The organism is Rhodoferax sp. ZS1R8, assembly GCF_056521325.1.
This window is the reverse complement of sequence record NZ_JBWMBA010000005.1, coordinates 78,694-104,334: the sequence shown is the minus strand read 5'-3', so window position 1 is coordinate 104,334 and position 25,641 is coordinate 78,694. Positions and strand designations below refer to the sequence as shown.

General features: G+C 59.9%; 20 protein-coding genes. 12 read left to right on the top strand and 8 right to left on the bottom strand.

Annotated elements, in window-relative coordinates:
• Positions 1-37 precede the first annotated feature (37 nt).
• The 8 genes from AC097P_RS17670 to AC097P_RS17635 all read right to left on the bottom strand — a co-directional run bounded on the left by AC097P_RS17670 (position 38) and on the right by AC097P_RS17635 (position 10,697).
• Complete coding sequence (locus tag AC097P_RS17670) at positions 38-2,254, bottom strand: sugar nucleotide-binding protein (RefSeq protein ID WP_479611745.1); 2,217 nt, start codon at positions 2,252-2,254, stop codon at positions 38-40.
• Complete coding sequence (glf, locus tag AC097P_RS17665; RefSeq protein WP_479611744.1) at positions 2,247-3,443, bottom strand: UDP-galactopyranose mutase; 1,197 nt, start codon at positions 3,441-3,443, stop codon at positions 2,247-2,249. The genes AC097P_RS17670 and glf overlap by 8 nt, the downstream gene beginning before the upstream one ends.
• A complete protein-coding gene (locus AC097P_RS17660; RefSeq protein ID WP_479611743.1) occupies positions 3,440-4,804 on the bottom strand; it encodes a glycosyltransferase in 1,365 nt (454 codons plus the stop codon). Before AC097P_RS17660 ends, glf begins: the two co-directional genes overlap by 4 nt.
• Before the next feature lie 41 nt (positions 4,805-4,845).
• Positions 4,846-7,269: a catalase gene (locus tag AC097P_RS17655; RefSeq protein ID WP_479611742.1), complete on the bottom strand. Its 2,424-nt coding sequence runs from the start codon at positions 7,267-7,269 to the stop codon at positions 4,846-4,848.
• Between the two features lie 136 nt (positions 7,270-7,405).
• A complete protein-coding gene (locus tag AC097P_RS17650) occupies positions 7,406-8,035 on the bottom strand; it encodes a hemerythrin domain-containing protein (RefSeq protein ID WP_479611741.1) in 630 nt (209 codons plus the stop codon).
• A gap of 138 nt (positions 8,036-8,173) precedes the next feature.
• Positions 8,174-8,578, bottom strand: a complete 405-nt coding sequence (locus AC097P_RS17645) for an RNA-binding S4 domain-containing protein (protein ID WP_479611740.1) — start codon at positions 8,576-8,578, stop codon at positions 8,174-8,176.
• A 3-nt stretch (positions 8,579-8,581) separates the two neighbouring features.
• Positions 8,582-10,012, bottom strand: a complete 1,431-nt coding sequence (locus tag AC097P_RS17640) for a sensor histidine kinase (protein WP_479611739.1) — start codon at positions 10,010-10,012, stop codon at positions 8,582-8,584.
• A gap of 1 nt (position 10,013) precedes the next feature.
• A complete protein-coding gene (locus AC097P_RS17635) occupies positions 10,014-10,697 on the bottom strand; it encodes a response regulator (RefSeq protein ID WP_479611738.1) in 684 nt (227 codons plus the stop codon).
• A gap of 110 nt (positions 10,698-10,807) precedes the next feature.
• Here AC097P_RS17635 and AC097P_RS17630 point away from each other — a divergent pair, with 110 nt between their 5' ends.
• The 12 genes from AC097P_RS17630 to AC097P_RS17575 all read left to right on the top strand — a co-directional run bounded on the left by AC097P_RS17630 (position 10,808) and on the right by AC097P_RS17575 (position 25,603).
• The gene (locus AC097P_RS17630) at positions 10,808-11,767 is read left to right on the top strand and encodes a Bug family tripartite tricarboxylate transporter substrate binding protein (RefSeq protein ID WP_479611737.1); all 960 of its coding nucleotides are present in this window, start codon (positions 10,808-10,810) and stop codon (positions 11,765-11,767) included.
• On the top strand, positions 11,764-12,273 hold the full coding sequence (locus AC097P_RS17625; protein ID WP_479611736.1) for a tripartite tricarboxylate transporter TctB family protein: 510 nt from the start codon (positions 11,764-11,766) through the stop codon (positions 12,271-12,273). Before AC097P_RS17630 ends, AC097P_RS17625 begins: the two co-directional genes overlap by 4 nt.
• Positions 12,273-13,781, top strand: coding sequence for a tripartite tricarboxylate transporter permease (locus AC097P_RS17620; protein ID WP_479611735.1), 1,509 nt, complete (start codon positions 12,273-12,275; stop codon positions 13,779-13,781). The genes AC097P_RS17625 and AC097P_RS17620 overlap by 1 nt, the downstream gene beginning before the upstream one ends.
• 126 nt (positions 13,782-13,907) lie before the next feature.
• Positions 13,908-15,416, top strand: coding sequence for a sigma-54 interaction domain-containing protein (locus AC097P_RS17615; RefSeq protein WP_479611734.1), 1,509 nt, complete (start codon positions 13,908-13,910; stop codon positions 15,414-15,416).
• A 235-nt stretch (positions 15,417-15,651) separates the two neighbouring features.
• The gene (locus tag AC097P_RS17610; RefSeq protein WP_479612093.1) at positions 15,652-16,800 is read left to right on the top strand and encodes a substrate-binding domain-containing protein; all 1,149 of its coding nucleotides are present in this window, start codon (positions 15,652-15,654) and stop codon (positions 16,798-16,800) included.
• 156 nt (positions 16,801-16,956) lie between these two features.
• Positions 16,957-18,414, top strand: coding sequence for an extracellular catalytic domain type 2 short-chain-length polyhydroxyalkanoate depolymerase (locus tag AC097P_RS17605; protein ID WP_479611733.1), 1,458 nt, complete (start codon positions 16,957-16,959; stop codon positions 18,412-18,414).
• Positions 18,415-18,459: 45 nt separating this feature from the next.
• Positions 18,460-19,290 carry an ABC transporter ATP-binding protein gene (locus tag AC097P_RS17600; RefSeq protein WP_479611732.1) on the top strand — a complete coding sequence of 277 codons (831 nt, stop codon included), beginning with the start codon at positions 18,460-18,462 and terminating at the stop codon, positions 19,288-19,290.
• Positions 19,287-20,012 (top strand): ABC transporter ATP-binding protein, encoded by a 726-nt coding sequence (locus AC097P_RS17595; RefSeq protein WP_479611731.1) that lies wholly within the window; start codon positions 19,287-19,289, stop codon positions 20,010-20,012. The genes AC097P_RS17600 and AC097P_RS17595 overlap by 4 nt, the downstream gene beginning before the upstream one ends.
• A complete protein-coding gene (locus AC097P_RS17590) occupies positions 20,009-20,992 on the top strand; it encodes a branched-chain amino acid ABC transporter permease (RefSeq protein WP_479611730.1) in 984 nt (327 codons plus the stop codon). The genes AC097P_RS17595 and AC097P_RS17590 overlap by 4 nt, the downstream gene beginning before the upstream one ends.
• A 93-nt stretch (positions 20,993-21,085) precedes the next feature.
• Complete coding sequence (locus tag AC097P_RS17585) at positions 21,086-22,153, top strand: branched-chain amino acid ABC transporter permease (RefSeq protein ID WP_479611729.1); 1,068 nt, start codon at positions 21,086-21,088, stop codon at positions 22,151-22,153.
• Between the two features lie 72 nt (positions 22,154-22,225).
• Positions 22,226-24,421 (top strand): 3-hydroxybutyrate oligomer hydrolase family protein, encoded by a 2,196-nt coding sequence (locus AC097P_RS17580; protein WP_479611728.1) that lies wholly within the window; start codon positions 22,226-22,228, stop codon positions 24,419-24,421.
• Between the two features lie 21 nt (positions 24,422-24,442).
• Positions 24,443-25,603: an ABC transporter substrate-binding protein gene (locus AC097P_RS17575; RefSeq protein WP_479611727.1), complete on the top strand. Its 1,161-nt coding sequence runs from the start codon at positions 24,443-24,445 to the stop codon at positions 25,601-25,603.
• Positions 25,604-25,641: the final 38 nt, after the last annotated feature.

The following is a 25,641-nucleotide window of genomic DNA, read 5'->3' as shown; positions in this document are numbered from 1 at the left end:
AGGCACATCCGTGCGATACCTCACACTGGCGTTCGGGTCAGGCTGCTTCTCTCTCCGCGAAAAATCTGTCCAAGGCGCTGTCCAGTGTGGGCATGATGGAGCCCCGTCCACTTGCAAGCGCGCTGTAAGCGGGCCGCGCCGCTGCAAGCCGCAATGAGGCGTTGTCGCATTGCACGATGAGCGATGCGTCACCGCGCGACATTTCAGCAGTTCTCTGCGCCAATTCTGCCCAACTGAGGGCGCCACCGTTGGTCAGGTGCCACACTCCAGTAGCACGGTCGATCAACAGGTCCAACGTTGCCGTTACCAGGTCCGGCACGTAGGTCGGTGTCATGACTAGATCATTTGCCACACGCAGCGGTTGACCGCGGGCCAACGCTTGCAACGTCGTACTAACGAAGTTGTGTCTGTCCCACGGGCCGAAAAAGGCGCTGGTTCGCACAATCAGCGCTCTCGCATGGGCTGCCATTACCTTCGATTCGCCCTGGGCTTTGCTGTGACCATAGGTGTTCAGTGGCGCCAGCGCATCGGTCTCAACATAGGGCTCCAAAGATGCCCCGTCGAACACCAGATCGCTGGAAAACGTTGCAAGTGTAATGTCGCGTGCTGCGCAGGCCGCCGCCAGCACCTCGGGTCCCAAGGTGTTTTCCCTGAAGCAGCCATCAACGTCGGCCTCTGCATCATCGACACGAACGTAGCCCGCGGCGTTGACCACGGCCCATGGCCGGTAGTGGTCCAGTGCGGCACTCACGCTGGTGCTTTCCGCAATATCCATATCCTTGCGCGACAACAGGACCGCGCTTAAGCCCCGGCGCTTGCAAATTCGAGCAAACGCCCGACCGAGCGTGCCAGACGCTCCGCATATGAGTACTGGTCTTGCCGGGAGGACCGGTTTTGGCTGAAACCCCGTGTCCGCAAGTTGCACGGCTTCAGCTGGAGCACAGAAAAAACGGTCATCGCGTTGCCACCAACCAGGCTGGTTCAATACTGGGTGGTTGGGCGTATCCCCCGCAGCCAGTTGTGTGGCCAGTCGCGCAACTGCCGTCTCTCGAGGGCGGGGAGCCCGAATATCAAACAGCCCAGGTTCGTAATAGCCGTTTACCTGGGACAGCAGGCAGTTCCAGTCAAACGAGCCGAACAGCGCCCAGGCCGTGACGGCCCGAACATCAATACCTTTCCCTCTTGCCGCAGAACACGCCGTCCAGATGTCGTGGAACCATCGCAAATGGTCCTCTCGGGATGCGTCGATATGCACTTCGGTAACTGCTAGCGGTGTACTGTAACGGGACCAGACCTCTTCCAGCAGTTTCGGTAAGCCCGGGGCAGGCACCGCGAGGCACCGCGCCGCTTCGATATCTGCGTAAGCATGCCGGCCGTTACCGCCATGGAACCGGTTCGGATACCGCTGCAGCCTTTCGTCAAGGAAGCGCTCACTGGTGATGTAGTGGTTGACGCCAATGATGTCTGGGGGGCACGGGTTATCGGCAAACCACATCAATTCCGAAACGGAAGCCTTGCAGCGGGTGGTCAGCCACTCCCATAGCTTGTGCATGCGGTCAACCCGGCCAGAGAGCAGATCCCACGCCAACCAGCGTAGTTCGTTATTGAACGCGGCCTGGTAGGCCATGGTACGCGTGCTATAGGTCTTGCCCAAATCTTCTGTCTGCACCAGACGTGAGTCAGGGTTGACGCGGCGAATTTCCCGCATTGCCAACACGATGGCTTTACACTGGTTCAGCAAAGCATCCTTAAACAACTGCTCATTGCGCGCATGGGGGTACCAGACGCCGTACAGACAGCTGAAGCGTGCTGTGGTCAAGGGTTCGTTGACGGGGGTATAACTCGCTATCCATAGGTAACGCTCGGCTACGCGCCCGGCATACTGCGCGAACTGCATGGCGAAGGTCGGATCCACCAAACTTGTGTAACGCGGACCGCTGCCGTGGTGCAGCAGGCCTGCAATCACACCAATATTTAAATCCCTGAGTCGTTGCAGCCGCGCGTCCGTCCATTGCCAATTGAGCGCATCGGGAGTGTCGGGAGCCGCACGTTCCCACAACACAGGGTAGCGCATGGTGCGAATACCCAGCGCTGCGCAGCGTTCCAAATCGTCTTCCCGCGTGTCATGGCCGCTGCGCTCCAGCTGCGTGAAGTACTTATCTCCTACACGGTTGACCGTGCTTTCAATGCCACCCCACAGTTCTATGCTGCGCTTTGGTGCCGGGGAAGGGGATGTATCCGCGGTGTCATGCACCGGTGGTCACCGCTTGGACTTCCGATGTCTGGCGCCTCATGTTTGAGCCTTGCAGAGGTTGCTGCTGCACAGCTGCTCCTTGCAGGCCCATTTTTTTGGCAATGTCGGAAGCTGACTTCAGCGCCGCGCCAACACACTGGTCCATGTTGTAGTAGCGGTACTGTGCCAAGCGGCCCACGAAAGTGACGTTCGCCTCCCGCTCAGCCAACGCTTCGTAGCATTTGAACAGCGCTTCGTTGGCGGGCCGCGGAACTGGGTAGTACGGATCGCCCTTGTCTGTTGGATATTCTCGTACGATCGACGTCCCACTGTGGGCTTGCCCTGTCAAATGCTTGAATTCTGTGATTCGCGTGTACTCGTAGTCAGTGGGGTAGTTGATGGTCCCTACGGGCTGAAAGTTTGCCGTATTTGGCAGATGCTCGTGCTCAAAGCGTATGGACCGATAGGGCAGGGCACCGTAACAATGGTCAAAGTAAGCGTCGATGGGGCCGGTGAAAACTGTGTGGCGCGCGCCAGCTTTATGGTCTGACGCAAAGTAATCCACCCCTACCTGCACATCAATGCGCGGATGGTCCAGCATGCGTTCAAACATCCGGGTGTAGCCTTCGCTTGGCATGCACTGGAAAGTGTCGGTGAAATATCGATCGTCGTGGTTGGTGCGAGTCGGAATGCGCGCTGCTACCGAGGCCGCGAGTTCCGAAGGGTCCAGGCCCCATTGCTTGCGTGTGTAGCCGCGAAAGAACTTCTCATACAAGTCTCTACCCACTGCATTGAGCACCACGTCTTCGCTGGTCAGAGGATGAACACAAGGCTCACGCACGCTATCGAAGTAGGCCTGAATTGTCGACTCGTCTAGGGACAGTCCATAGAGAGCATTAACCGTGTCTATGTTGATGGGAATGGGCACATGCAGGCTGCCAGCCTTGGCCAATACACGGTGCTCATACCGGCGCCACCCAGTGAATGCCGAGAGATAGTCAACAATTGCCACGCTGTTTGTATGAAAAATGTGTGGACCATAAGGGTGTATCAGCACCCCGTTGGAGTCCTTGGTGTCGAAAGCGTTACCCGCTATGTGCGTCCGCTTGTCGATCACCAGAACAGACAGCCCGCTTGATGCCAGGCGCTCCGCGACTACCGCACCGGTAAAGCCAGCGCCAACAACCAAAATGTCATGGGTGGTGCTCACATCTGATCTCCGGCTGTTTCCAGCTCGCCCGCACCGGTGGTGGACCGCAGCCTTTTGGCGTGAACCGGCAGCTCCTTGACCGACGCTGTCACCCGCTCGGACGCGATGCCTTTGGAGACGAGCTCTGTAGCCCGCACCATCAGGGACCGCATGTTGGTCACCGTCACATCCCACGTGGCTCCAGCGGCCCGCTGGACGCCTTGTGCCAGTAAATCCAATTGTGGCTCGGTTAGAGCCAACTGCACTGCCTCGGCAAATGCTTCATGCGTGTAGGCAACTTGGACAATGGGGGTGAAGTTGCGCACCACATCCTGAACCGCCGTGGATACGATGGGCTTCCCTGCCGCCATGTATTCCAGAGTCTTGGTAGGGTTGATGTACTGGGTAGCTGCATTGAGCGCGAACGGCATCAGGCATACGTCAAATCCTTTGACGATGCTCGGCAAATCGGTGTATGCACGCTGACCCATCCAATGGATGTTTGGCCGCCTCGGCAGGTCGTCAGGATTTACCTTGGCCAAGGGACCAACCATCACTATCGAACCAGCGGGGAATTTTTCCGCTATGGTTTGGATTAGAGCGTAGTCCAGACGTTCGTCCACTACGCCGAAGTAGCCGATGACCGGGCCCGGAAGTGCGGCGATGTCATCCGGCACGGCTGTTGCAGCCAGACGGGCTCTGCCAAAGTGAGCAACGTCAACGCCGCAGCCGAAGAAGTGCGTATTGCCATGTCCTTGCGACTTCGCCTTGAACAACTGGTGCCCGCCAGTGAAAACGATGTCGGCCCGTGCCATCAATTCCTCCTCGCGTTCAGCGAGGTCGGGCGGTGCAAACTTGAAGTTGGCCAGTTCGTCCATGCAGTCATATACGACTGCGACTGCGTCGAACTTGTCCATGAACACCTTTGCGGACATGGGTGAGTAGAACCACTGTATGGGGCGCAAAAATTTTCCCGCCAGCAGAGGGTGTTCTGCCAGCGCGGTTGACAGCACCTTCAGCGTGGCATCGCTTTGGGCATCTACAGACAGGTTGCCGGCAAAGCCGGGCAAGATGGGCACTACGCGAACGATATTGGGCTGCGGCGAGCTGATGTCCAACCGGGGCAATCCCTCGCCTTCGATGGGATCTTCCAGAAAAAGCACTGCGTGGTTGCGTGCCAGTCTCGAAAAAATTTGTTGCGGGCGTTGCCACACAAAGTCCCAACGCAGATGGCAATGGACAAGAATAGGTGCTGAGGAAATGCTGCTGATGGCCACTTCCGGGTTTGTCGCAGAGCTTTGGTTCTTGGCGGAAAGGGTGTTCAACGAAGAGGAAGCGAGCTCCGTTAGGGGGCGGCGAACGTTGGATTGAGGGGTAGACATGGTGTTATCTCTTTCGATTTTAGACGGAGGCTGGTTGCAATCTAGACCCGGGGCGGGTCGGTCTCTCGCTCGGGATGGCGGTGTTTTGCGATTGCTGCGATGAAGGCGTTGACCACATCGGCGCCTGCTTCCCCGGCGATGATGATGCCGGGGTCGGCACTACCGTCGGCCAGTAGCGGCTCAATGGTGGCCATCTTCAGAAGCGCACGGGACGCACCTAACACCAGCAAGGTTTTTCCGTGCCTGTACTGATCTTTGATGAATTCAAAGGTATGGGCATCTTTCGCCAGTGCGTCGGTCGCCTCGACCCCGCTGGGTAGGACCAAAGCATCAAACAGCACGCCCGGTTCATTTTCCAGCGATGCATCGGCATCGACCGCACTACCGTCGGTGGTCACCACAGGGCCAATGCGGGGAGCTACAAAGCGCGGTACAGCCCCTTCAGAGAAAAGCGCTGCGTGCACCGCAGTGGCCTCACTACCCGCGACGCCGTTCGCTACCAGAATTGCCACTCTGCGTGCTGTGATGGCGCTGTCGGGACTGCGGCCCATCAACGACAACGATGGCGAGACTTTGACCTCGGGTTCCGCTACATCTTGCACGACTTTGGGCATGGCATCTGGAGCGGTTTTCATGCCGAGGCCCTCGGCGACTTGTTGTGCCAGTTTCTCGGACGCGTTCCGCAGGGAGGCGACCATGCGCTGCCGGATGGCAGGCACTGTCAGCTTGCTGAGTTCAAACCGGAATGCCGCAGCGATGTGGGCCTGCTCGTGGGCGGTTTGGCTCTCAAAGAACAGCCTCGCTTGGGTGTAGTGGTCTGCAAATTTTTCAGGTTTCGCACGCACCTTCGACTGTGCCTCCTGGGCAGCCATTCGTTCAGGAACGGTCACAAAGCCCTGGGCGGCGCCAGCCTGGAAAGGGCAGCCCCCGGCGAGCGAATTGGGCTCGTAGGCCACACGGCCGCGATGGATGGCTTGCCGATGCATGCCGTCGCGCTGGTTGTTGTGAACCTGCACTATCGGTGCATTGATAGGGATCTCGTGGAAGTTGGGTCCGCCCAAGCGCGTAATTTGCGTATCGATGTAAGAGTGGATGCGTCCGGCCAGCAGGGGGTCATTGGAAAAATCGATGCCTGGAATGACGTGCGCCGCGCAAAAGGCAACCTGCTCCGTCTCTGCAAAAAAATTGTCGGGGTTGCGGTTGAGCACCATGCGTCCGACGCGCTGCACTGGAACCAACTCCTCAGGCACCAGCTTGGTCGCGTCCAATATGTCGAAGCTGAATGCTTCGGCCTGCTCTTCGGTAAATATCTGCATGCCCAGCTCCCATTCTGGGTAGGCGCCGCATTCGATGCGCTCCCACAGGTCCCGCCGGTGAAAATCTGGATCAGCGCCTGCAATCTTGACAGCCTCATCCCACACCAGCGAATGGGTTCCATACTTGGGCTTCCAGTGGAACTTGACGAACACCGATACGTTGTCGGCGTTAACCAGCCTGAAGGTATGCACGCCAAAGCCTTCCATCGTGGCGTAGCTTCTGGGGATCGCGCGATCGCTCATCAGCCACATCAACATATGGGTGGACTCCGGCATCAACGACACAAAATCCCAAAAAGTATCGTGGGCGCTTGCCGCCTGCGGCATGCCGTGGTGCGGTTCAGGTTTGACAGCATGTACCAGGTCCGGGAATTTCATCGCATCCTGGATAAAGAACACCGGCATGTTATTGCCTACCAGATCCCAATTGCCTGCGTCTGTATAGAACTTCACGGCGAAGCCACGCACATCACGCGCCGTATCTTTGGAGCCGCGTTCGCCGGCCACGGTTGAAAATCGCACAAACACAGGCGTCCGTTTGCCAGCCTCTTGGAAGGGGGCGGCTTTGGTGTACTGAGTCAGGGGTTCATAACACTCGAAGTATCCGTGCGCTGCCGAGCCCCGGGCATGGACGATACGCTCGGGAATGCGTTCATGGTCGAAATGCGTGATTTTTTCGCGGAGGATGAAGTCCTCTAGCAGTGCGGGGCCCCGCACCCCGGCCTTCAATGAGTTCTGGTTGTCCGCAACCGCCACGCCCTGGTTGGTGGTGAGATGCCGGTTCGTCGAGTCCACGCGCACCCGATCCAATGGCTCTATCGTCGCATTGAGTCCTTCGGTTGCAAAACTGCCGGTTTTTTCCGTACCGCTGTCTTCAGTAAGCGTACTGGAGCCTGGGAGTCGTGAATTGGCACTAACCGACGGGCCCTGTGGTGGCTGCATGCCCACCTCCATTCCATATTCTGACGATTTGATGGAATTGGATGGCATCGCTGCCACCAAATCGCCAGTTTGTACTGCCTTCACCAACGCAGCGTCGTCGGACACCTGGGCGAATTTGGCGGGGGCACTGTCTGTGTTGCGAGCTGCTGCATTAGCTGCACTGTGATCGGGGAAAGATCCTTTTGCTGATGATGCGGTCTTCTTCATATCTGCTCCGAAATTGGTTGGGCACAGCCTCCTTCGTTTAAGAGAGCGCAGTGAGCCCGCAGCCGTGGTGGCTGAGTGGTGTTAAGGTGGAAGCGCCTGGCCAGCATGTGGCCAAGCGCGGGTAAGCGAACAGTTTTTAGGCGAGGGCCGGCTCAAGCATCCCTATCGCTTTTTTACCGCTTATCGGGGCTGGGATGGCGTTTGCTACGCCTTCCAACTGGATTTGCAGCTCTTCCTTGCGAGAGAGGATCTGTGCGCCGAGTTCTGTCAGATCGAGCTTGGTGCCGCGCGCCTTGACGAACATTTCGTTCTGCTCTTCCTTGACGTGGTGCTTTACGTATTCCGACAGAACTTTTATTTTGGCGTCAAACATTTCACCATCGGGTTCTTGGCCGTCGACTTGTGCGATCAGGTCTTTCATAGATGCATGCTCCACGGTCGCTTCGGGTATCAGCTCCTTGTCGCGCAGCGCAGCTTTTAAAGCGGGGTAGAAGATCTCTTCTTCGACCTGGGCGTGCACGCTCAGCTCTTTGCAGATTTGCGTGACCAGCGTCTTTTTCTTGGTCACCGAGCGGGTTTTTTCGTAGTCGGCGAAGAGGCCGTTTACGGTAGCGTGGTCCGCGCGCAGGATAGCGATCGCATCTTTAAATTTCGGCGCTTTCTTGGCGGCCGCCTTACCCTTGACAGGTGCCGTTGATTGGGAGCTTGCGCTTCGCGTGATGGAAGCTTTGTTTTTTACTGCGGGCGCACGGCTTGGTGTTGGCATGGTTGTTCCCTTTTGAAAGAATGGTAGTGAGGTCTTTCGAAGATAGTCGAGCAGGCGCACGCCTACTGTGCGTGGCAATACATAGACCGGGATCTTTCTTCTGACCGTATCTGGGCGACGGCCAATACACGGGCGTTCTCAGTGGTCTAGCGAGGCGCTCCAGCGGTCACCCCAAGTTTTTTCAAGATCTCTGCGATCACGCTTGGTCGGACGACCATGGACCATGGCGAGTGCTGGCTCCGGGCTCAGGCGCCGCTGCTCGGCAGCCTTCGCTCTTTGCTCCACGCTATCGGGTGTCTCGGCATACAGCAGCTGGGCCACCGGTGCCGAGCCGCGCTGCTCGCTGATACCCACAACAACCACGGTGCGCGGTACTTTGGCCTGCCAGATGGTCAGCACGTCGCCCACGCGCACGTCGCGCGCAGGCTTGATGTCTTGCTTGTCTATCTGCACATGGCCGCGGTTGACGGCCTCGGTTGCCAAGGACCGTGTCTTGTAAAAACGCGCGGCCCACAACCATTTGTCGATACGGGTTTTGTCCATGGATTATTGATGCGGGTTGTTGTTGAGCGGCAGTGTGATGCAGGCATCCAGGCCCACAATCTCCCCGCCGTGCAAGCGATTGTTCAACTGGATACTACCGTCCAACGCCTGCACGATCTCGCGCGCAATGGTTAACCCCAGGCCGGTGCCGGATTTTGTATCGCCCGTGGCGAAGGGTTGGAACAGGCGTTGGCGCATGTCCTCGCTGATGCCGCTGCCCGTGTCGGCCACGACCAGCTGTGCGCTATCCCCTGCGGGCTGGATGCGCACCGACAATTGACCGCCCGCAGGGGTGTGGTGCACGGCGTTGTGCAGCAGGTTGCGGGTCAGCTCGCGCAGCATCCAGTCGTGGGCGTGGATGGGGCAGGGCTGTGTGACCAGTTCAAAGTCGATATCTTTCTCGGCAATCAGTGGTGACACGTCCAGTGCTACCGCACGCACGACCTCTGCCCAGTCGATGGGCGCAAAGTCCTGCATCTGGCGTACTTGCTCGACCTTGGCCAGCGACAGCATCTGGTTGGCCAAGGCAGTGGCGCGATCTACGGTGACTTGAATCTCCTGCAGTGCCAGCGGGGCTGTCATATCGCCGCGCAACGCGGATTGGACCTGCACCTTGAGCACGGCCAAGGGGGTTCGCAACTGGTGAGCGGCGTCACGCACAAAGCGCTTCTGGTGGTCCAGCACATGTTGCAGTCGCTGCATCACCTGGTTGGTGGCGTCGGTCAGGGGCTGTATCTCGCGCGGGATGTCGGATGCCTCTATGGGCGTCAAGTCGTCCTCGGCCCTCTGGCGCAGGTTTTCGCTGAGGCTGCGAACGGGGCGTGTGACCCTGTGCACCACCACCAGTACCACGGTGGTGATGACGCTGATCAGCAGCAACTGGCGCAGCAGTGTGTCCAGCAGAATCTTGCGGGCCAGCGTATGCCGCAGTTCCAGTGTTTCTGCAACCTGCACCGTGGCCATCGCCTGGCCGCGGGTGCTGGCCACGGGCTGCAGCAATACCGCCACGCGCACGGCATCGCCCCGGAAGCTGTCGTCGTAGAAGTCGACCAATGCGGCATACGGACCCTGACTGGGCAGCGTGCCGGTCCACCGCGGCAGGTCCCGTGCGCCATCTATCCATTCCCCCTTGGCGTCGGACACGCGGTAGTTCATGCGGCTGCGGTTGTCTGCCTCAAAAGCCTCCAGCGCTGAATATGGGATCTGGGCACGTATCGTGGCCTGGTCGCCCACGCCGTCCACTTCTAGCAGCTCGCCAATGGCCTTGGCCGACGCAAGCAGGGTGCGGTCGTAAGCGATGTTGACGGCGCCCAGCGCCTGCCGGTAGAGGCTGAAGGTGTCCACCACCACAAACAGCGCAATTGGCAGCAGGATGCCCGCCAGCAGGTGGCGGCGCAGCGACATCGGCCGTGCGTTGCCATGGACGCGGTTCATCTCAGGCACTGGCCTTGAGCAGATAGCCCAGACCCCGCAGCGTCATCAGCGTCACACCGGTGCCTGCCAGCTTCTTGCGCAACCGGTAGACGACCACTTCAATGGCTTCGTACTGAACCTGCGTCTCGCCCGGGAACACCACTTCGAATAGACGCTCCTTGGCCACGGCATGGCCAGGGCGCGCCATCAACGCGCCCATCAGCGCCAGTTCACGCGGTGTCAGGTCCAGCACCTGGTGCTGGTGGTAAACCGCGCCGCTGTCCCGGTCAAAACGCAAGGTTCCCACCACCCCTTGTTCCGGGGCTTCGTCGCGCGCTGCAGGCCTGACCCGGCGCCGGTGCAGTGCGCGCACGCGGGCTTCCAGTTCGTCCAGGTCAAAGGGTTTGGGCAGGTAGTCGTCGGCACCGGCATTGAGCCCCAGGATGCGATCACCGACGGTGCCCCGCGCGGTCAGTATCAGCACAGGCGTGTGCAGCCCGGCTTTGCGCGCCTGCTCCAACACGTCCAGCCCATCTTTGCCGGGCAGGCTCAGGTCTAGCACCACCACGTCGGGCTGCAGCGTGGTCCAGGCATCCAACGCCAGCCTACCGTCGCCACACACATCCACCCGCATGGCCGCACGGACCAGGCTGCGCTGCAGCGCTGTGCGCAGGGCCACATCGTCTTCAATCAACAGCAGGTGCATGGCGCGAAAAAGGCATCGGGTATCGGGGTTTCCCCTAGGGGTTCTGGACAGCGGTTTGACAGGCTGCCCGCGCATCATAGGGGGGAATTCAACACTACAAGGAGATCCCCATGCGCCGCGATACCTTCCTCAAATCACTGCTTGCCCTGACAGCGTCTGCGGGCCTCCCGCTGTCGGCGCAGGCCGCTGCCAGCATCAAGATGATGATCCCGGCCAACCCCGGCGGCGGATGGGACGGAACCGGCAGGGCATTCGGCAAGGCCATGATCGATGCAAAGGTGGCCGACACCGTGCAGTACGACAACAAGGGCGGTGCGGCCGGTGTCATCGGTCTGGCCCAATTTGTCAACTCGAGCAAGGGCGATCCGAACGCATTGATCGTCATGGGCGCTGTGATGCTGGGCGGCATCATCACCGGCAAACCCCAGGTGTCGCTGGACAAGGCCACGCCGATTGCACGTCTGACCAGTGAGTACAACGTATTCGTCGTACCCGCCAATTCGCCGATCAAAACAATGAAAGAAGTGGTGGACCAGTTGGTGAAAGATCCTGGCAGCGTGAAATGGGGCGGTGGCTCACGCGGTACCACTGAGCACATCTGTGCTTCCATGCTGGCGACCAAGGTGGGTGTGGACCCCAAGAAGGTCAACTACGTGGCCTTTCGCGGCGGCGGTGAGGCCACTGCCGCCATTTTGGGCGGCAACGTAACGGTTGGGGGCGGCGGCTACAGCGAAATGGCCGAGTACATCACCGCCGGCAAGATGCGTCCCATTGGCGTCACGTCAGAGAAGCGCTTGCCGGGTATCAACGTACCGACGCTTAAAGAAATGGGCTACGACGTGGTGTTGGGCAACTGGCGCGGTCTATACGGAGGCCCCGGCCTGACGCCCGAGCAGCGTGCGGCCATGACCGATATGGTCGTCAAGACCTACAAGTCCAAACCCTGGGCGGAGTCTATGGAGAAAAACGGGTGGACACCGGCTCTGCTGACGGGCAAAGCGTTTGACGACTTTGTCGATGCCGAGTTTTCCAATTTGCGCGGCGTCATGCATCTGGCGGGTATGGTATGACCAGCGCAGCGTTGAGTCGGCGTTACCAAACCATCGTGGGCGGTGGCGTATGTATCGTGGGGATCGGAATGGCGGTGGGGGCTACGAATATCCCGTCTGACGCCGGCTACTCCGGCGTCGGTCCCAACTTCCTGCCGTGGCTGGTGGCTACCGCGCTGATGGCGTGCGGTGCTTTCCTGGTCTATGAAGCGCGCACTGGAGGCTTTCGCGATATGGAAGAGGGCGGTGGTGAAAAACCGTATTGGCCTGGCTTTGTATGGATGTCCGCTGGCCTGCTTCTGAATGCGGCGCTGATCACCACGTTGGGCTTTATCCTGAGTTGCGCCCTGTGTTTTGTGCTGGCGTCACGCGGGCTGCGCAACGCCAAGGGCCCGTCTGACAACGTGGTGCAAACCTGGATCACGGACACGGTCGTAGGCCTGCTGATTGCCGCGCCGGTGTACTGGATGTTCACCAAATTCCTGGCCATCAGCCTGCCAGGCCTCACACAAAGCGGGTGGCTCTGATGGAAATCTGGAACCAACTTCTACAAGGTTTTGCTACAGCAGGAACGCCGGTCAACCTGATGTGGGCCTTCGTCGGGTGCGCGCTGGGCACCGCGGTCGGTGTGCTGCCGGGCATTGGCCCGGCCACCGCCGTTGCGATGCTGCTGCCGATTACGGCCAAGGTGGATGCCACGGCGTCGATGATCTTTTTTTCCGGCATTTACTACGGCGCCATGTACGGCGGCTCGACCACGTCCATCCTGCTCAACACGCCCGGCGAAACCGCCAGCATGGTGACCGCGATGGAAGGCAACAAGATGGCCAAGAGCGGGCGGGCTGGCGCGGCGCTGGCCTCCGCGGCCATAGGATCCTTTTTCGCCGGCACGGTGGCCACCATTGTTGTGACCTTGTTTGCGCCGCTCGTAGCGGAGTTTGCCGTCAAGCTGGGGCCACCCGAGTACTTTTGCCTGATGCTGCTGGCCTTTACAACCGTCAGTGCCGTGCTCGGGCAAAGCACGCTGCGCGGTCTCACGGCATTGTTTATCGGCTTGGCCGCAGGTTTGATAGGCATGGACCAGATCACTGGCCAGGCGCGCTATGCCGGCAATGTGCCCGAGCTGCTCGACGGCGTGGAGATTGTGCTGGTGGCTGTCGGCCTGTTTGCGGTCTCGGAAGCGCTGCACGCCGTGCTGTTTGAGGGCAAGGTCGTGGAGTCCGAAAACAAGATGAGCCGCGTCAGCATGACGCGCTCGGATTGGCGGCGTTCCATCCCAGCCTGGATACGTGGCACGATCATTGGCACGCCGTTTGGCTGTATACCGGCCGGCGGTACGGAGATACCGACGTTTCTGAGCTATGCCACCGAGAAAAAGCTCGCCAAGGGTGAGAACCTGGCCGAATTTGGTGGCAAGGGCGCGATCGAAGGCGTGGCGGGCCCTGAAGCCGCCAACAACGCAACGGTAACCGCCGCGCTGATTCCGCTGCTGACGCTGGGCATTCCGGTGTCCAACACCACGGCCGTTTTGCTGGGAGCTTTTCAGAACTATGGCATTCAGCCCGGCCCTCAGTTGTTCAGCAGTTCGTCTGCCCTTGTTTGGGCTCTGATTGCATCGCTGTACATCGGCAATGTAATGCTGCTGGTGCTGAACCTTCCGCTGGTTGGCCTTTGGGTCAAACTGCTCAAGGTCCCCAAGCCCCAGCTGTATGCCGGCATCCTGATCTTTGCCACGGTGGGTGCCTACGGTATGCGCCAAAGTGCCTTCGACCTGTTCCTCCTGTACGGCGTAGGAGTCTTGGGGCTGGTGATGCGGCGCTTCAGCTTCCCGACGGCACCCGTTGTCGTCGGCATGATCTTGGGCCCGTTGGCCGAGGCCCAGCTGCGCAACGCTATTGCCATCGGAGAGGGTAGCCCGCTGGTTTTCTTGCAGCGGCCCATGTCGCTGACGCTGCTGGTCATCGTGCTGCTGGTCCTGCTGGTCCCTCGCTTGGTGAAGCAGTTCTCCAAACGTTCGGATACCGTTGTTGGGTGAAGTTCTCAGGTATTCGTCAGCCTCTAGCCCTCGCCAGACGTGCGTAAGCAGCTATTTAATTGATAGCAATCTGGCAGGGCGCAATTGTCCGCCGTGGTTTGGACATCCCAGGGGTAATATGCGCTGATGGAAAATTTGGACTCCCTGCCTCGCGACGCCCAGAGCATTCTGGAGTTGGCTGCGCGGTCCATGTTTGATCTGTTCGCCAACGCCAGCGAGGGCATGATGCTGGTGGACCGCTCGGCCCGCGTGGTCTGGATCAACGACCAGTACAAGCGCTTTCTGCCGGCTCTGGGTTACGAGCGCGAGGAAGATTTCGTCGGTCACCCCGTTTCCACCGTCGTGCACAACACGCAGATGCATCAGGTGCTGGAGACCGGCAAGCCCATTCTGATCGACTTGCTGTCCAACCGGGCGGGCACCTTTGTCGTCAGCCGTATCCCGCTACGCGATGCGGCGGGCAACGTGATCGGCGCTTTAGGCATTGTGCTGTTTGACCATGCTGAGACCACACTGCAACCGCTGATCGAAAAGTTCTCGCTGCTGCAGCGCGACCTGGACGACGCCCGGCGCGAGTTGGCGACACAGCGCCTGCGGCAAACCGGGCAGCGCCAATCCAAATACACCTTCGCCAGTTTCATAGGCCTCAGTGCCGCTGCGGTCGAGGTCAAACGCCAAGCGCGCCGGGCCGCGCAATCGTCCAGCCCAGTGCTTCTGCTGGGTGAAACAGGCACTGGCAAGGAACTGCTGGCCCATGCCATCCACGCCGCATCGGCACGAGCAGCCGGGCCATTTATCAGCGTCAATATTGCGGCCGTGCCCGATACCTTGCTGGAAGCCGAGTTCTTTGGCTTTGCCCCCGGCGCCTTTACCGGTGCCGACCGCAAGGGGCGCGACGGCAAGTTCCGCCTGGCCCACGGCGGTACGCTATTCCTGGATGAAATTGGCGACATGCCGGTGGCATTGCAATCCAAACTGCTGCGCGCTTTGCAGGAGGGCGAGATCGAACCGCTGGGTTCCAACAAGCTCATTCCGTTTGATGTGCGGGTGATTGCGGCCACGTCGCGCGATTTGTCGCGCCTGGTGCGAGAAGGGGGCTTCCGCGAAGACTTGTTCTACCGCCTCAACGTACTGCCCATCCGCGTACCCCCCCTGCGCGAGCGCCGCGAGGATATCCCCGCGTTGTTGGAGGCCTTGGGTGAGGACGTGGCCTTGCGCAGTGGCATGCTTCCGCCAGAACTGTCGGCCCAAGCGCTGGCCCTGATGGAGGCCCAGCCTTGGCGTGGCAATATCCGCGAACTGCGCAATGTGCTGGAGCAGGCGGCCATGCGCAGCGACTCCCAGCGTATCGAGGTACCGCAGTTGGAGGCCGTGTTGCGCGAATCGGGTCTGCAGCAGGTGGAAGTAACGCCAGTGCGCGCCCCATCGGGTCTGCTTGCCGATACGACACCGACTACAGACACGGAAGCGCACACGGCGTCTGCGTTGTTGCGGCCCCTGTCGGTGCAGATAGCAGAGTTGGAGCAAAGGGCGATCCGGGCGGCGATGCAAGCCAATCGGGGCAACAAGGTAGCGGCTGCAAAAATGCTTGGCGTTGCCCGGGCCACGCTGTATGCTCGGTTAGGAGATGACTAAAACTCATACAGTTGTACAAATCTTAGCCACAGGGGTTGTATTGGATTTAGGCAATTTTACGTGAATTCCCCGATTTAGTGCGTAGAAACCCTAATCAAATCGACTCTACAGCGGTTGGCATGCTTTGTGCGCACCAATCTGGATTAAACGAATACAACAGGAGACAAGACAGATGAACCAAGGTCGCTGGATTCTCAAGGCAACAATCGTTGCAACCGGCCTGTGCGCCGCTGCCATGCTGTGCACTACCGCCATGGCGCAATCCAAAGAAATCAAGATTGCCCACATTTACAGCAAGACCGGCGCGCTGGAAGCCTATGGCAAGCAGACCGCCATTGGTTTCATGATGGGTCTGGACTATGCTACCGGCGGCACGATGATGGTGGCTGGCAAGAAAATCGTCGTCATTGAAAAAGACGACCAGGGCAAGCCCGACATTGGCAAGAGCCTGCTGGCCGCCGCCTACGGTGACGACAAGGTGGATCTGGCCGTAGGTCCTACCGCATCCCCCGTTGCGCTGGCCATGTTGCCGGTGGCTGAGGAATACAAGAAGATCCTCTTGGTTGAGCCCGCTGTGGCCGACTCCATCACCGGTGACAAGTGGAACAAATACATCTTCCGCACTGGCCGCAATTCCAGCCAGGATGCCGCTGCCAATGCCGTCGCGCTGGACAAGCCGGGCAACGTGGTTGCCACGCTGGCCAACGACAACGCCTTTGGCCGTGATGGCGTCAAAGCCACCCGCGATGCGCTGAAAAACGCCAAGATCGTCCACGAAGAATACCTGCCCGTCGGCACGACGGATTTCACCGCCGGCCTGCAGCGCATTGTGGACAAGCTCAAGGACCAGCCGGGCAACAAATTCATCTCGGTGGGCTGGTCGGGTGCACCGGCACCATTCAGCAAGATTGCCGATCTGGATCTGAAAAAACGCTACGGCATTGAACTGGCTACCGGCGGCAATATCTTGCCAGCCATGGTGGCGTACAAACAGTTCCCCGGCATGGAAGGCGCGCTGTACTACTACTTTGGCATTCCGAAGAACCCTGTCAACGAAGCCATGGTCGCGCGCCATTACAAGGAGTTCAAGGCACCGCCAGACTTCTTTACCGCCGGCGGTTTTTCTGCAGCCATGGCCGTCGTCACTGCGCTGAACGCCAGCAAGGGCGACACATCGGCCAACACCCTGATCAAGACCATGGAAGGCATGAGTTTTGACACACCCAAGGGCAAGATGACCTTCCGCAAGGAAGACCACCAGGCCATGCAAAGCATGTACCACTTCAAGATCAAGGCCGACCCCGCGTTTGCCTGGGGTGTGCCTGAGCTGGTGCGCGAGATCAAACCGGAAGAGATGAACATCCCGATCCGGAACAAGCGCTAAGTCGCTATAGGGCCGCAGCAAGACGAGCAATGGTCTTGCGACACAGCACGCGGTTCTAGCGGGGCAAGGGCCGCGCCTCACTGAGTTTAGTTTTAACCCCCGGATACACGGGGGGCAGGGATTCCTTTCGCCCAAAAAAACCAGGAGACAAATCAAATGAACCGTTTTTCCGTTCGTGTGGCGGCCTGCGCGCTAGCGCTGGCCAGCGCCGGAGCCATCGCTGCAGTCAATCTGCCGCAACTCAATATCGACAAGACCCAGACCTCGGTGTCGGGGCTGTCGTCTGGCGGCTTCATGGCCGTGCAACTGCACGTGGGCCATTCGGCCACGTTTGCGAAGGGCGCGGGCATCGTGGCTGGCGGACCGTTCTACTGCGCCGAGGGTTCCATCACCAACGCTACAGGCCGCTGCATGGCCAGCCCGGCCGGCATTCCCACCAGCACCCTGGTCAGCACCACCAATAGCTGGGCCAGCGCTGGCAGCATTGACCCGGTGGCGAATCTGCAAAATTCCAAGGTTTATCTGTTCTCGGGCAGCATAGACAGCACCGTCAAGACCGGCGTCATGGACGCGCTCAAGACCTACTACAACAGCTTTGTACCGGCTGCCAACGTGGTCTACAAGAAAGACATCGCGGCTGAGCACGCGATGATCACCGACGATTACGGCAGCGCCTGTTCCACCAAAGGCTCACCCTATATCAACAACTGCAACTTTGACCTGGCCGGTGCGATCCTCTCGCACATCTATGGCGCACTGAACGCGCGCAACAACGGCACTCTGCCAGCCGGAAATTTTGTCGAGTTCAACCAGAACCAATTCATCACCAACCATGGCATGGCGCCCACTGGCTGGGCTTACATTCCGCAGGCTTGCACTACAGGCACGCAGTGCCGTTTGCACGTGGTGCTGCATGGTTGCCAGCAAAACGTAACCCTGGTGCAGCAGCAGTACGTGCGCAACACCGGCTACAACCGCTGGGCCGACACCAACAACATGGTGATGCTGTACCCACAGACCAGCACCGCCGCTACCAACAGCTGCTGGGACTGGTGGGGTTATGACAGTGCCAACTACGCCAAGAAATCGGGTCCGCAAATGGCAGCCATCAAGGCCATGGTGGACCAGGTGTCCGCTGGCGGCACCACGCCACCTCCGTCGGCACTGCCAGCACCAGCCAATGTTGCAACCTCGAACGCCACGGCCAGCGCGATGACCATCAGCTGGAATGCCGTTACCGGTGCAGCCAGCTACAACGTCTACCGCAACGGCAACAAGACGAATGCAGTGCCCGTGACGGCCTTGAGCTTTACCGACGCCGGCCTGGCCGCCGCAACAACTTATAGCTGGACGGTAAAAGCGGCCGACAGCAATGGTGCTGAAGGGACAGTATCCGCAGCGGCAAACGGCACCACCACGGGCACGCCACCACCGGCTGCAACTTGCTACACGGCATCGAACTATACCCACACGATGGCAGGGCGCGCCTATGCGCTGTATGGCTACACGTATGCGAATGGCTCCAACCAGAACATGGGACTGTGGAACATCTATACCACCACGACCCTGAAGATGACAGGGTCAAACTACTACGTCATCGGCAGCTGCCCCTGAGCCTGCGTATACCGAGGTTTTGACCTGAACCGGAGAAGAAAAAGAGTGTTAGTTACCAAAGACTTGACGGTGCGATTTGGCGGGCACGTGGCGGTCAACGCCGTAAGTTGCACCTTTAAACCCGGCACGTTGACGGCTATCGTTGGCCCCAACGGCGCCGGCAAGACCACGTTCTTCAATCTCATCTCCGGCCAGATCAAGGCCGCGGGTGGCCAGGTCATGCTCAATGGCAACAACCTGGACCACATGAGCCCTTCGGCCCGCACCCGTGCGGGCCTGGGGCGGGCCTTTCAACTGACGAATTTATTTCCGAGTCTCTCGGTGCTGGAAAACGTGCGCCTGGCCGTGCAGGCCGCACGGTCCGGTGCCCATTTGCGCGGGCTGAATCTGTGGAGCGTGTGGAGTGACCACAAGGCGCTGACACAACTGGCTGAAGAAGTGCTGGCAGCGGTGGCCATGAACGACAAGCAAAACACGCCCGTGGCCAGCCTGCCGCACGGTGACCAGCGCAAGCTGGAAGTGGCGTTGTTGATGGCGTTGGAGCCCGATGTGTTTATGTTCGACGAGCCCACGGCGGGCATGTCGGCTGACGAGGCGCCGGTCATCCTGGACCTGATCCGCAAACTCAAGGACGACAAACGTAAAACCATTTTGCTGGTGGAGCACAAGATGGACGTGGTGCGCGAACTGGCCGACCGCATCATCGTGCTGCACAACGGCACACTGGTCGCCGATGGTGACCCAGCCGAGGTGATTGCCTCACCCGTGGTTCAAGAAGCGTACCTCGGGGTGGCCCCCAAGGACGCTTCGGCGCAAGATGACGCTCCCCCCCATCCCAGCCTTCCCCCTCAAGGTGGAAGGAGGACTGCACCATGAGCCAACACCTTCTCGAACTAACCGCCGTGCACACCCACATCGGCGCGTACCACATCCTGCACGGTGTGGACCTGGCCGTGCCGCGCGGACAGCTCACCATGCTGCTGGGACGCAACGGCGCTGGCAAGACCACGACGCTGCGCACCATCATGGGCCTGTGGCATGCGTCGCAAGGCAAGCTCGTGTTCGATGGCCAAGACATCACCGCGGCCGAGACACCGCACATTGCCGGGCTGGACATTGCCTACGTGCCCGAAAACATGGGTATTTTTTCGGACCTGACTGTTAAGGAAAACATGCTGCTGGCTGCACGCAGCGCCAAGCGCGTGCAGCAAATGGACAGCAAGCGCCTGGAGTGGATCTTCAAGCTGTTCCCTGCGGTTGAGAAGTTCTGGAACCATCCGGCGGGCAAGCTCTCCGGTGGCCAAAAGCAGATGCTGGCCGTGGCCCGCGCCATCGTGGAGCCGCGCAAACTGTTGATCGTCGACGAACCCAGCAAAGGCCTGGCACCCGCCATCATCAATAACATGATCGACGCGTTCGCGCAGCTCAAACAAACCGGCACCACCATCCTCTTGGTCGAACAAAACATCAGCTTCGCCAAACGCCTGGGCGACCACGTGGCGGTGATGGACAACGGCAAGGTTGTGCACGCGGGCTCCATGCAAGAGCTGGCCGACAACGAAGACCTGCAACACGCTTTGCTGGGACTAGCGATATGAACAAGTTGAATTTCGACTGGAAGCCACTGGCGCTGGTGCCGCTGCTGGCACTACTGGTATTGCCCTTTATCGGCTCGCCTTCAACCTGGGTCACGCTAACGGTTGCGGGCCTGGCCATGGGCATGATCATCTTCATCATCGCCTCGGGCTTGACGCTGGTGTTCGGCCTGATGGACGTGCTGAATTTTGGCCACGGGGTCTTTATCGCACTCGGTGCCTTTGTGGCCACTACGGTCATGGGCGCCATGGGCGACTGGACCGGCTCGGACCAGCTGTGGCGCAACCTGGTGGCGGTGTTCCCGGCCATGCTGGTGGCCATGGCGGTGGCGGGCACCGTGGGCTTGGCGTTTGAGCGTTTTATCGTGCGGCCGGTCTATGGCCAGCATCTGAAGCAGATCCTGATCACCATGGGCGGCATGATCATTGGTGAAGAACTCATCAAGGTCATCTGGGGCCCGGCGCAGATTGCGCTGCCGCTGCCAGACGCCATGCGTGGCTCACTCTACCTGGGCGATGCCGCCATTGAAAAATATCGGTTGATGGCGGTGGTCGTGGGGCTGGCCGTGTTTGTCACGCTGGCCTGGGTGCTGGGCCGTACAAAAATAGGTTTGCTGATACGCGCCGGCGTGCAAGACCGCGAGATGGTGGAGTCTTTGGGCTACCGCATCAAGCGCCTGTTTATCGGCGTGTTTGTTGTGGGCAGTGGCCTGGCCGGATTGGGCGGCGTGATGTGGGGCCTGTACCAGCAGACCGTGACGCCGCAAATGGGTGCACAGGTCAATGTGCTGATCTTCATCGTCATCATCATCGGTGGCCTGGGCTCGACCGGCGGCGCTTTAATCGGTTCATTACTAGTGGGCCTGATGGCCAACTACACCGGCTTCCTGGCACCCAAGGTGGCGCTGTTTTCCAACATCGCGCTGATGGTCGCCATCTTGCTGTGGCGCCCCCAGGGTGTCTACCCGGTCACCAGCCGCTAAAAAATATGAACCCCCACGCTCATCACTTCGTGCATTCGCTGCCCCCCGAGGGGGCGTGCCTCCCCTGGGGCGGCCCTGCAGGAGGCCATTTTTATGTTGCATAGACTTCTCTCCAACGATTTGCCGCGCAGCCGCTGGCTGGCGGGCCTGCTGGTCCTGCTGGTACTGGCACTGGCGCTCACGCCTTTTATCTTCCCCGGCGTCAAGGCACTCAATGTAGCGGCCAAGGTACTGGTCTTTATCGTGCTGGTGGCCAGCTTTGACTTGCTGCTGGGCTACACCGGCATCGTCAGCTTTGCCCACACCATGTTCTTTGGTATTGGCGCCTATGGCATTGCAGTGGCCACTACGCGCCTGGGGCCAACATGGGAGGCATTGGCTGTGGGTGTGGCTGGCAGCTTGCTGCTGTCCTTTGTGCTGGCACTGTTGGTGGGGCTGTTCTCGCTGCGCGTGCGCGCCATCTTCTTTGCGATGATCACGCTGGCAGTGGCCTCGGCCTTTTTGACACTGGCCTCGCAACTGCACGAAATCACTGGCGGTGAAGACGGACTGTCGTTCAAGGTGCCGCAGGTGCTGTCACCCAGCTACGAATTCAGTGACCAGCCGTTTCTGGGTGTGTCCCTGGATGGTCGCCTGCTGTGTTACTACCTGCTGTTTGTGACAGCAGTTGTGCTGTTTCTGGCCCTGCTGCGCATCGTCAATTCACCTTTTGGCCGCGTGTTGCAGGCCATACGTGAGAACGAATTCCGCGCCGAGGCGATTGGCTACCGCGTGGTGGTGTACCGCACCACATCCGCCATTTTGTCGGCGCTGTTTGCCTGCTTGGCCGGTGCCATGTTGGCACTCTGGCTGCGTTACAACGGGCCCGATACCTCGCTGTCTTTCGAAATCATGATGGACGTGTTGCTTATCGTCGTCATCGGCGGCATGGGCACCATGTATGGCGCCATCGTTGGTGCCGCGCTGTTCCTGGTGGCGCAAAGCTATTTGCAGGATCTGCTGCGCTTGGGGCATGAGGCCACTGCCGCATTGCCATGGCTATCTGCACTCCTGTCCCCCGACCGCTGGCTGCTTTGGCTGGGCATGCTATTTGTCCTCTCCGTTTATTACTTCCCATCCGGCGTGGTTGGGAAATTGCGCACCCGCAGCGCGCGACTTTGACCACGCCACCCCTTCGCAAACAACACATCCAACTGGAGACAAAACGTGAACCGCAACTCAAATCCCCATACCATGACCCGAGCCGCTGCCGCGGTTGCCCTGGCCAGCGCGACACTGCTCACCGGTTGCGGTGGCTCGTCCGTTGTCCAGCCGGACACCAACACCTTGCCCAGTGGCGTAACCGATCTCGGCTTCAAGACCTACCGCGCAACTGCGACGGGTGCAGCCAGTACAGCGGCAGGCCAGGACTTGTTGACCGGCGGGCTGGGCAAGAGTGGATTGATCAACACCGCGGCCGCCACGCTGACCGCATTTGCCGACCCGGCCAATCCTACAACCGATGAAATGCGCCGCAATGCCATCCAGTCCAACTACCGCGGGCTGGTGGACAGCACCGCCAACGGTGGATTTGGCGTGCTGTACGGCCCCAACATCAACCTGGCAGGCCAAAACACCCTGGGCGAAGGCCTGGTGCCAGGCCTGGAGTATGTGGGCGTGCTGGACGATGGCAGTGGAAACAAGCGCGTGACCATGGCAGTGCAAATCCCCGACAGCTTTGATGCAAGCGCCCCTTGCATCATCGTCGCCCCCTCAAGCGGTTCGCGTGGTGTATATGGCGCCATCGGTACCGCGGGTGATTGGGGACTCAAGCGCGGCTGTGCCGTGGCATTGACCGATGCCGGCAAGGGCATGGGTCTATATGACCTGGGCGATGACACGGTGAACCGCATTGACGGCACACGAGCGACCCGCACCGCTGCCGGCACGCTGTCCCATTTCGCCGCGAACATCACCGACGCAGTTCGTACGGCCTACAACGCGCTGAACCCCAATCGCGTAGCGCTCAAGCATGCCCATTCGCAGATGAATCCCGAGAAGGACTGGGGCAATGACACCCTTGCCGCGGCCTCTTATGCCTTGTACGCGCTGAACCAGCAATACGCTCCAGTGGTACCCGGCGGGACCGCCAAGACCCGGCGGTTTACGGCTGCGAACACCATCGTTATTGCGGCCTCGGTGTCCAACGGTGGTGCTGCCGTTTTACGTGCGGCAGAGCAAGACACCACGGGCCTCATCGATGGCGTGGTGGCGGCTGAACCCAGCGCGCAGCCCAGCACCAGCGCGGGTTATGGGGTGCAAGTCGGCGGCGTGCCTGTTGCAGGCTATGGCAAATCGCTGATGGACTATTTCACGATCGCCAACCTCTACCAACCCTGCGCCGCACTGGCAACTTCTGCCGCGTTGACCGAGGTGTCTGTCTACAACTACATTGGCCTGACCGCCCAAACCGCGACAGCCACCAACCGTTGCACCCAGTTGGCGGCAAAGGGTCTGGTCACCGGCGCTACCACCGCCGACCAGGCGGCTGATGCCTTGACCAAGCTGCGCGCAGCTGGCTGGACCAGCGACACCGACACCATGCACAACGCCCATTACGCGTTGGGCAATGCGGTCATTATTTCCATGATGTACTCCAATGCCTACGGACGGATCTCGGTCGTTGACAACCTGTGCGGCATGAGCGCAGCGGCAGTTGTAGCAGGTGTTCCGGTTGCGATGTCTGCCAACGCCAAGGCGGCTAGCTTTGCCACGGGCAATGGCACCGTCAACGGCACGCCCGCCACGGTGATCTACAACGACTCGGTCGGTGGTGCCAAGGCCTGGAACCTGGGGATTTCTCCATCCACCGGCGTCATGGACTTCTCACTGGATGCTGCACTGTGCCAGCGCGCGCTGTTTACCGGTTCCAACCCCGTGACCGGCACCGCGTTGACAAGCACTTCAACACCGACCAAAGCACAGAGCGATGCCGTGCGTGCTGGTGTAGCCGAGGTGTTGCTCAACGGCAATCTGCGTAGCAAGCCCACATTGGTAGTGGCCGGTCGCAGTGATGCACTGCTGACGGTCAACAACAACGCGCGTGCATACGCTGCCTACAACCGCTCGGTAGAAGGTGCGGGCAGCAAGCTGGGCTATATCGAGGTGACGAATGCACAGCACTTTGACGCTTTCAATGCGTTCTCGGGCTTTGACACCCGCTTCGTGCCTTTGCATGCCTACTTCGTACAGGCCTTGAATGCGATGTATGCCCATCTGAAAAACGGTACCGCGCTGCCTGCCAGCCAAGTGGTGCGCACTACCGTGCGCGGAGGGACACCCGGTGCTGCTCCGGCCATATCGGCCGCAAACCTGCCCGCTATCAGCGCTGCCCCGGTTGCGGCCGACCAGATCGTGTTTTCCGGAACATCTCTGAACGTGCCCAACTAAGCCTGTCGCAGAAGACATCCCATGCGCACCCTCAACACATTCTCCCGACAGATGCGGCACGCGCTGACTGTGCTGGCGCTTGGCGCCAGCAGTCTGGCGTGTGCGGCCCCTACGCCTGCTCCCGACATCACCGTGGTACAAATCGCGCCCCTCACCGGGGTGCTCGCCAGCACGGGCCAGCAGATGGTATTGGGCGGAAAGATTTATTTTGATTGGGTCAATGCACAGGGCGGTGTGCATGGGGCCAAGATCAAGCATACGGTGGTTGACGATGGCTACAAGGTGGACGAGACAGTGCGATTGACGCAGGAGGCGTTGACAAACCCCGAGGTGATCGCACTGTTTGGTTTTGCCGGCTCCGCCAACGTCGGGAAATTGCTGTCAGATGGCATTCTGGATGTCGGAGGGGCGCCGCTGGTGGCCCCGTACACTGGGGCCGAGGCCCTGCGCAGCCCCTTCAACCCCTACATCTTTCACGTGCGCGCTGGCTACGTGGACGAGACCGAGCACATGGTGCACCAGGCCACCACACTGGGCATGACGCGCATCGCGGTCATGTACCAGAACGACGCCTTTGGCAAAGCTGGTCTGGCCGGCGTGGAAGCTGCATTGGCCAAGCGCAACATGAAGGTGCTGGTAGCTGCGTCTTACGAACGCAATACAGACGACGTGCAGGACGCGGTGCAGAAGATCAAGGCCGCCGAACCTCAGGCCACGATCATGATCTCGGTCAACCGTTCCACGGCAGCGTTCGCCAAGAACTATCGGGCGATTGGCGGCGGTGGGCAGTTGTACAACATCTCGGTCGTGGACCCTGCCGAACTGGTCAGGCTGGCCGGCACGAAGGCGGTGCACGGCCTTGGCATTTCACAGGTCGTTCCGTTTCCTTTTGGTGCCAACAAGCCCGCAGTTCGCGAATACCAGGCGCTGATGAAAAAGTATGGTGGCGGCCAGGCCGTGAGCTACACCAGCTTTGAAGAATTCTTGGGTGCCAAAGTGCTGGTCGAGGGGCTCCGCCGAGCAGGCCCCGCGCCTACCCGGGCCAAGCTCGTCAAGGCGTTGGAGAGCATAGACAACCTAGACCTGGGCGGCACACGTGTCGGCTATTCCGCAACCAACCGCATCGGCTCACGTTTCGTGGAAGTGACCGTAATCGGTGCATCGGGCAAGTTGTTGCGATGAACAAGACGCCACAGACCGCGTTCAGAAAGGCCTCCTCG

What these genes read in the sequence shown, in the direction of transcription:
- AC097P_RS17660 (WP_479611743.1), bottom strand. Translation starts at nt 4,804, where the DNA reads ATGTCTACCCCTCAATCCAACGTTCGCCGCCCCCTAACGGAGCTCGCT.
- AC097P_RS17655 (WP_479611742.1), bottom strand. Translation starts at nt 7,269, where the DNA reads ATGAAGAAGACCGCATCATCAGCAAAAGGATCTTTCCCCGATCACAGT.
- AC097P_RS17650 (WP_479611741.1), bottom strand. Translation starts at nt 8,035, where the DNA reads ATGCCAACACCAAGCCGTGCGCCCGCAGTAAAAAACAAAGCTTCCATC.
- AC097P_RS17645 (WP_479611740.1), bottom strand. Translation starts at nt 8,578, where the DNA reads ATGGACAAAACCCGTATCGACAAATGGTTGTGGGCCGCGCGTTTTTAC.
- AC097P_RS17640 (WP_479611739.1), bottom strand. Translation starts at nt 10,012, where the DNA reads ATGAACCGCGTCCATGGCAACGCACGGCCGATGTCGCTGCGCCGCCAC.
- AC097P_RS17635 (WP_479611738.1), bottom strand. Translation starts at nt 10,697, where the DNA reads ATGCACCTGCTGTTGATTGAAGACGATGTGGCCCTGCGCACAGCGCTG.
- AC097P_RS17630 (WP_479611737.1), top strand. Translation starts at nt 10,808, where the DNA reads ATGCGCCGCGATACCTTCCTCAAATCACTGCTTGCCCTGACAGCGTCT.
- AC097P_RS17625 (WP_479611736.1), top strand. Translation starts at nt 11,764, where the DNA reads ATGACCAGCGCAGCGTTGAGTCGGCGTTACCAAACCATCGTGGGCGGT.
- AC097P_RS17620 (WP_479611735.1), top strand. Translation starts at nt 12,273, where the DNA reads ATGGAAATCTGGAACCAACTTCTACAAGGTTTTGCTACAGCAGGAACG.
- AC097P_RS17615 (WP_479611734.1), top strand. Translation starts at nt 13,908, where the DNA reads ATGGAAAATTTGGACTCCCTGCCTCGCGACGCCCAGAGCATTCTGGAG.
- AC097P_RS17610 (WP_479612093.1), top strand. Translation starts at nt 15,652, where the DNA reads ATGCTGTGCACTACCGCCATGGCGCAATCCAAAGAAATCAAGATTGCC.
- AC097P_RS17605 (WP_479611733.1), top strand. Translation starts at nt 16,957, where the DNA reads ATGAACCGTTTTTCCGTTCGTGTGGCGGCCTGCGCGCTAGCGCTGGCC.
- AC097P_RS17595 (WP_479611731.1), top strand. Translation starts at nt 19,287, where the DNA reads ATGAGCCAACACCTTCTCGAACTAACCGCCGTGCACACCCACATCGGC.
- AC097P_RS17590 (WP_479611730.1), top strand. Translation starts at nt 20,009, where the DNA reads ATGAACAAGTTGAATTTCGACTGGAAGCCACTGGCGCTGGTGCCGCTG.
- AC097P_RS17585 (WP_479611729.1), top strand. Translation starts at nt 21,086, where the DNA reads ATGTTGCATAGACTTCTCTCCAACGATTTGCCGCGCAGCCGCTGGCTG.
- AC097P_RS17580 (WP_479611728.1), top strand. Translation starts at nt 22,226, where the DNA reads ATGACCCGAGCCGCTGCCGCGGTTGCCCTGGCCAGCGCGACACTGCTC.
- AC097P_RS17575 (WP_479611727.1), top strand. Translation starts at nt 24,443, where the DNA reads ATGCGCACCCTCAACACATTCTCCCGACAGATGCGGCACGCGCTGACT.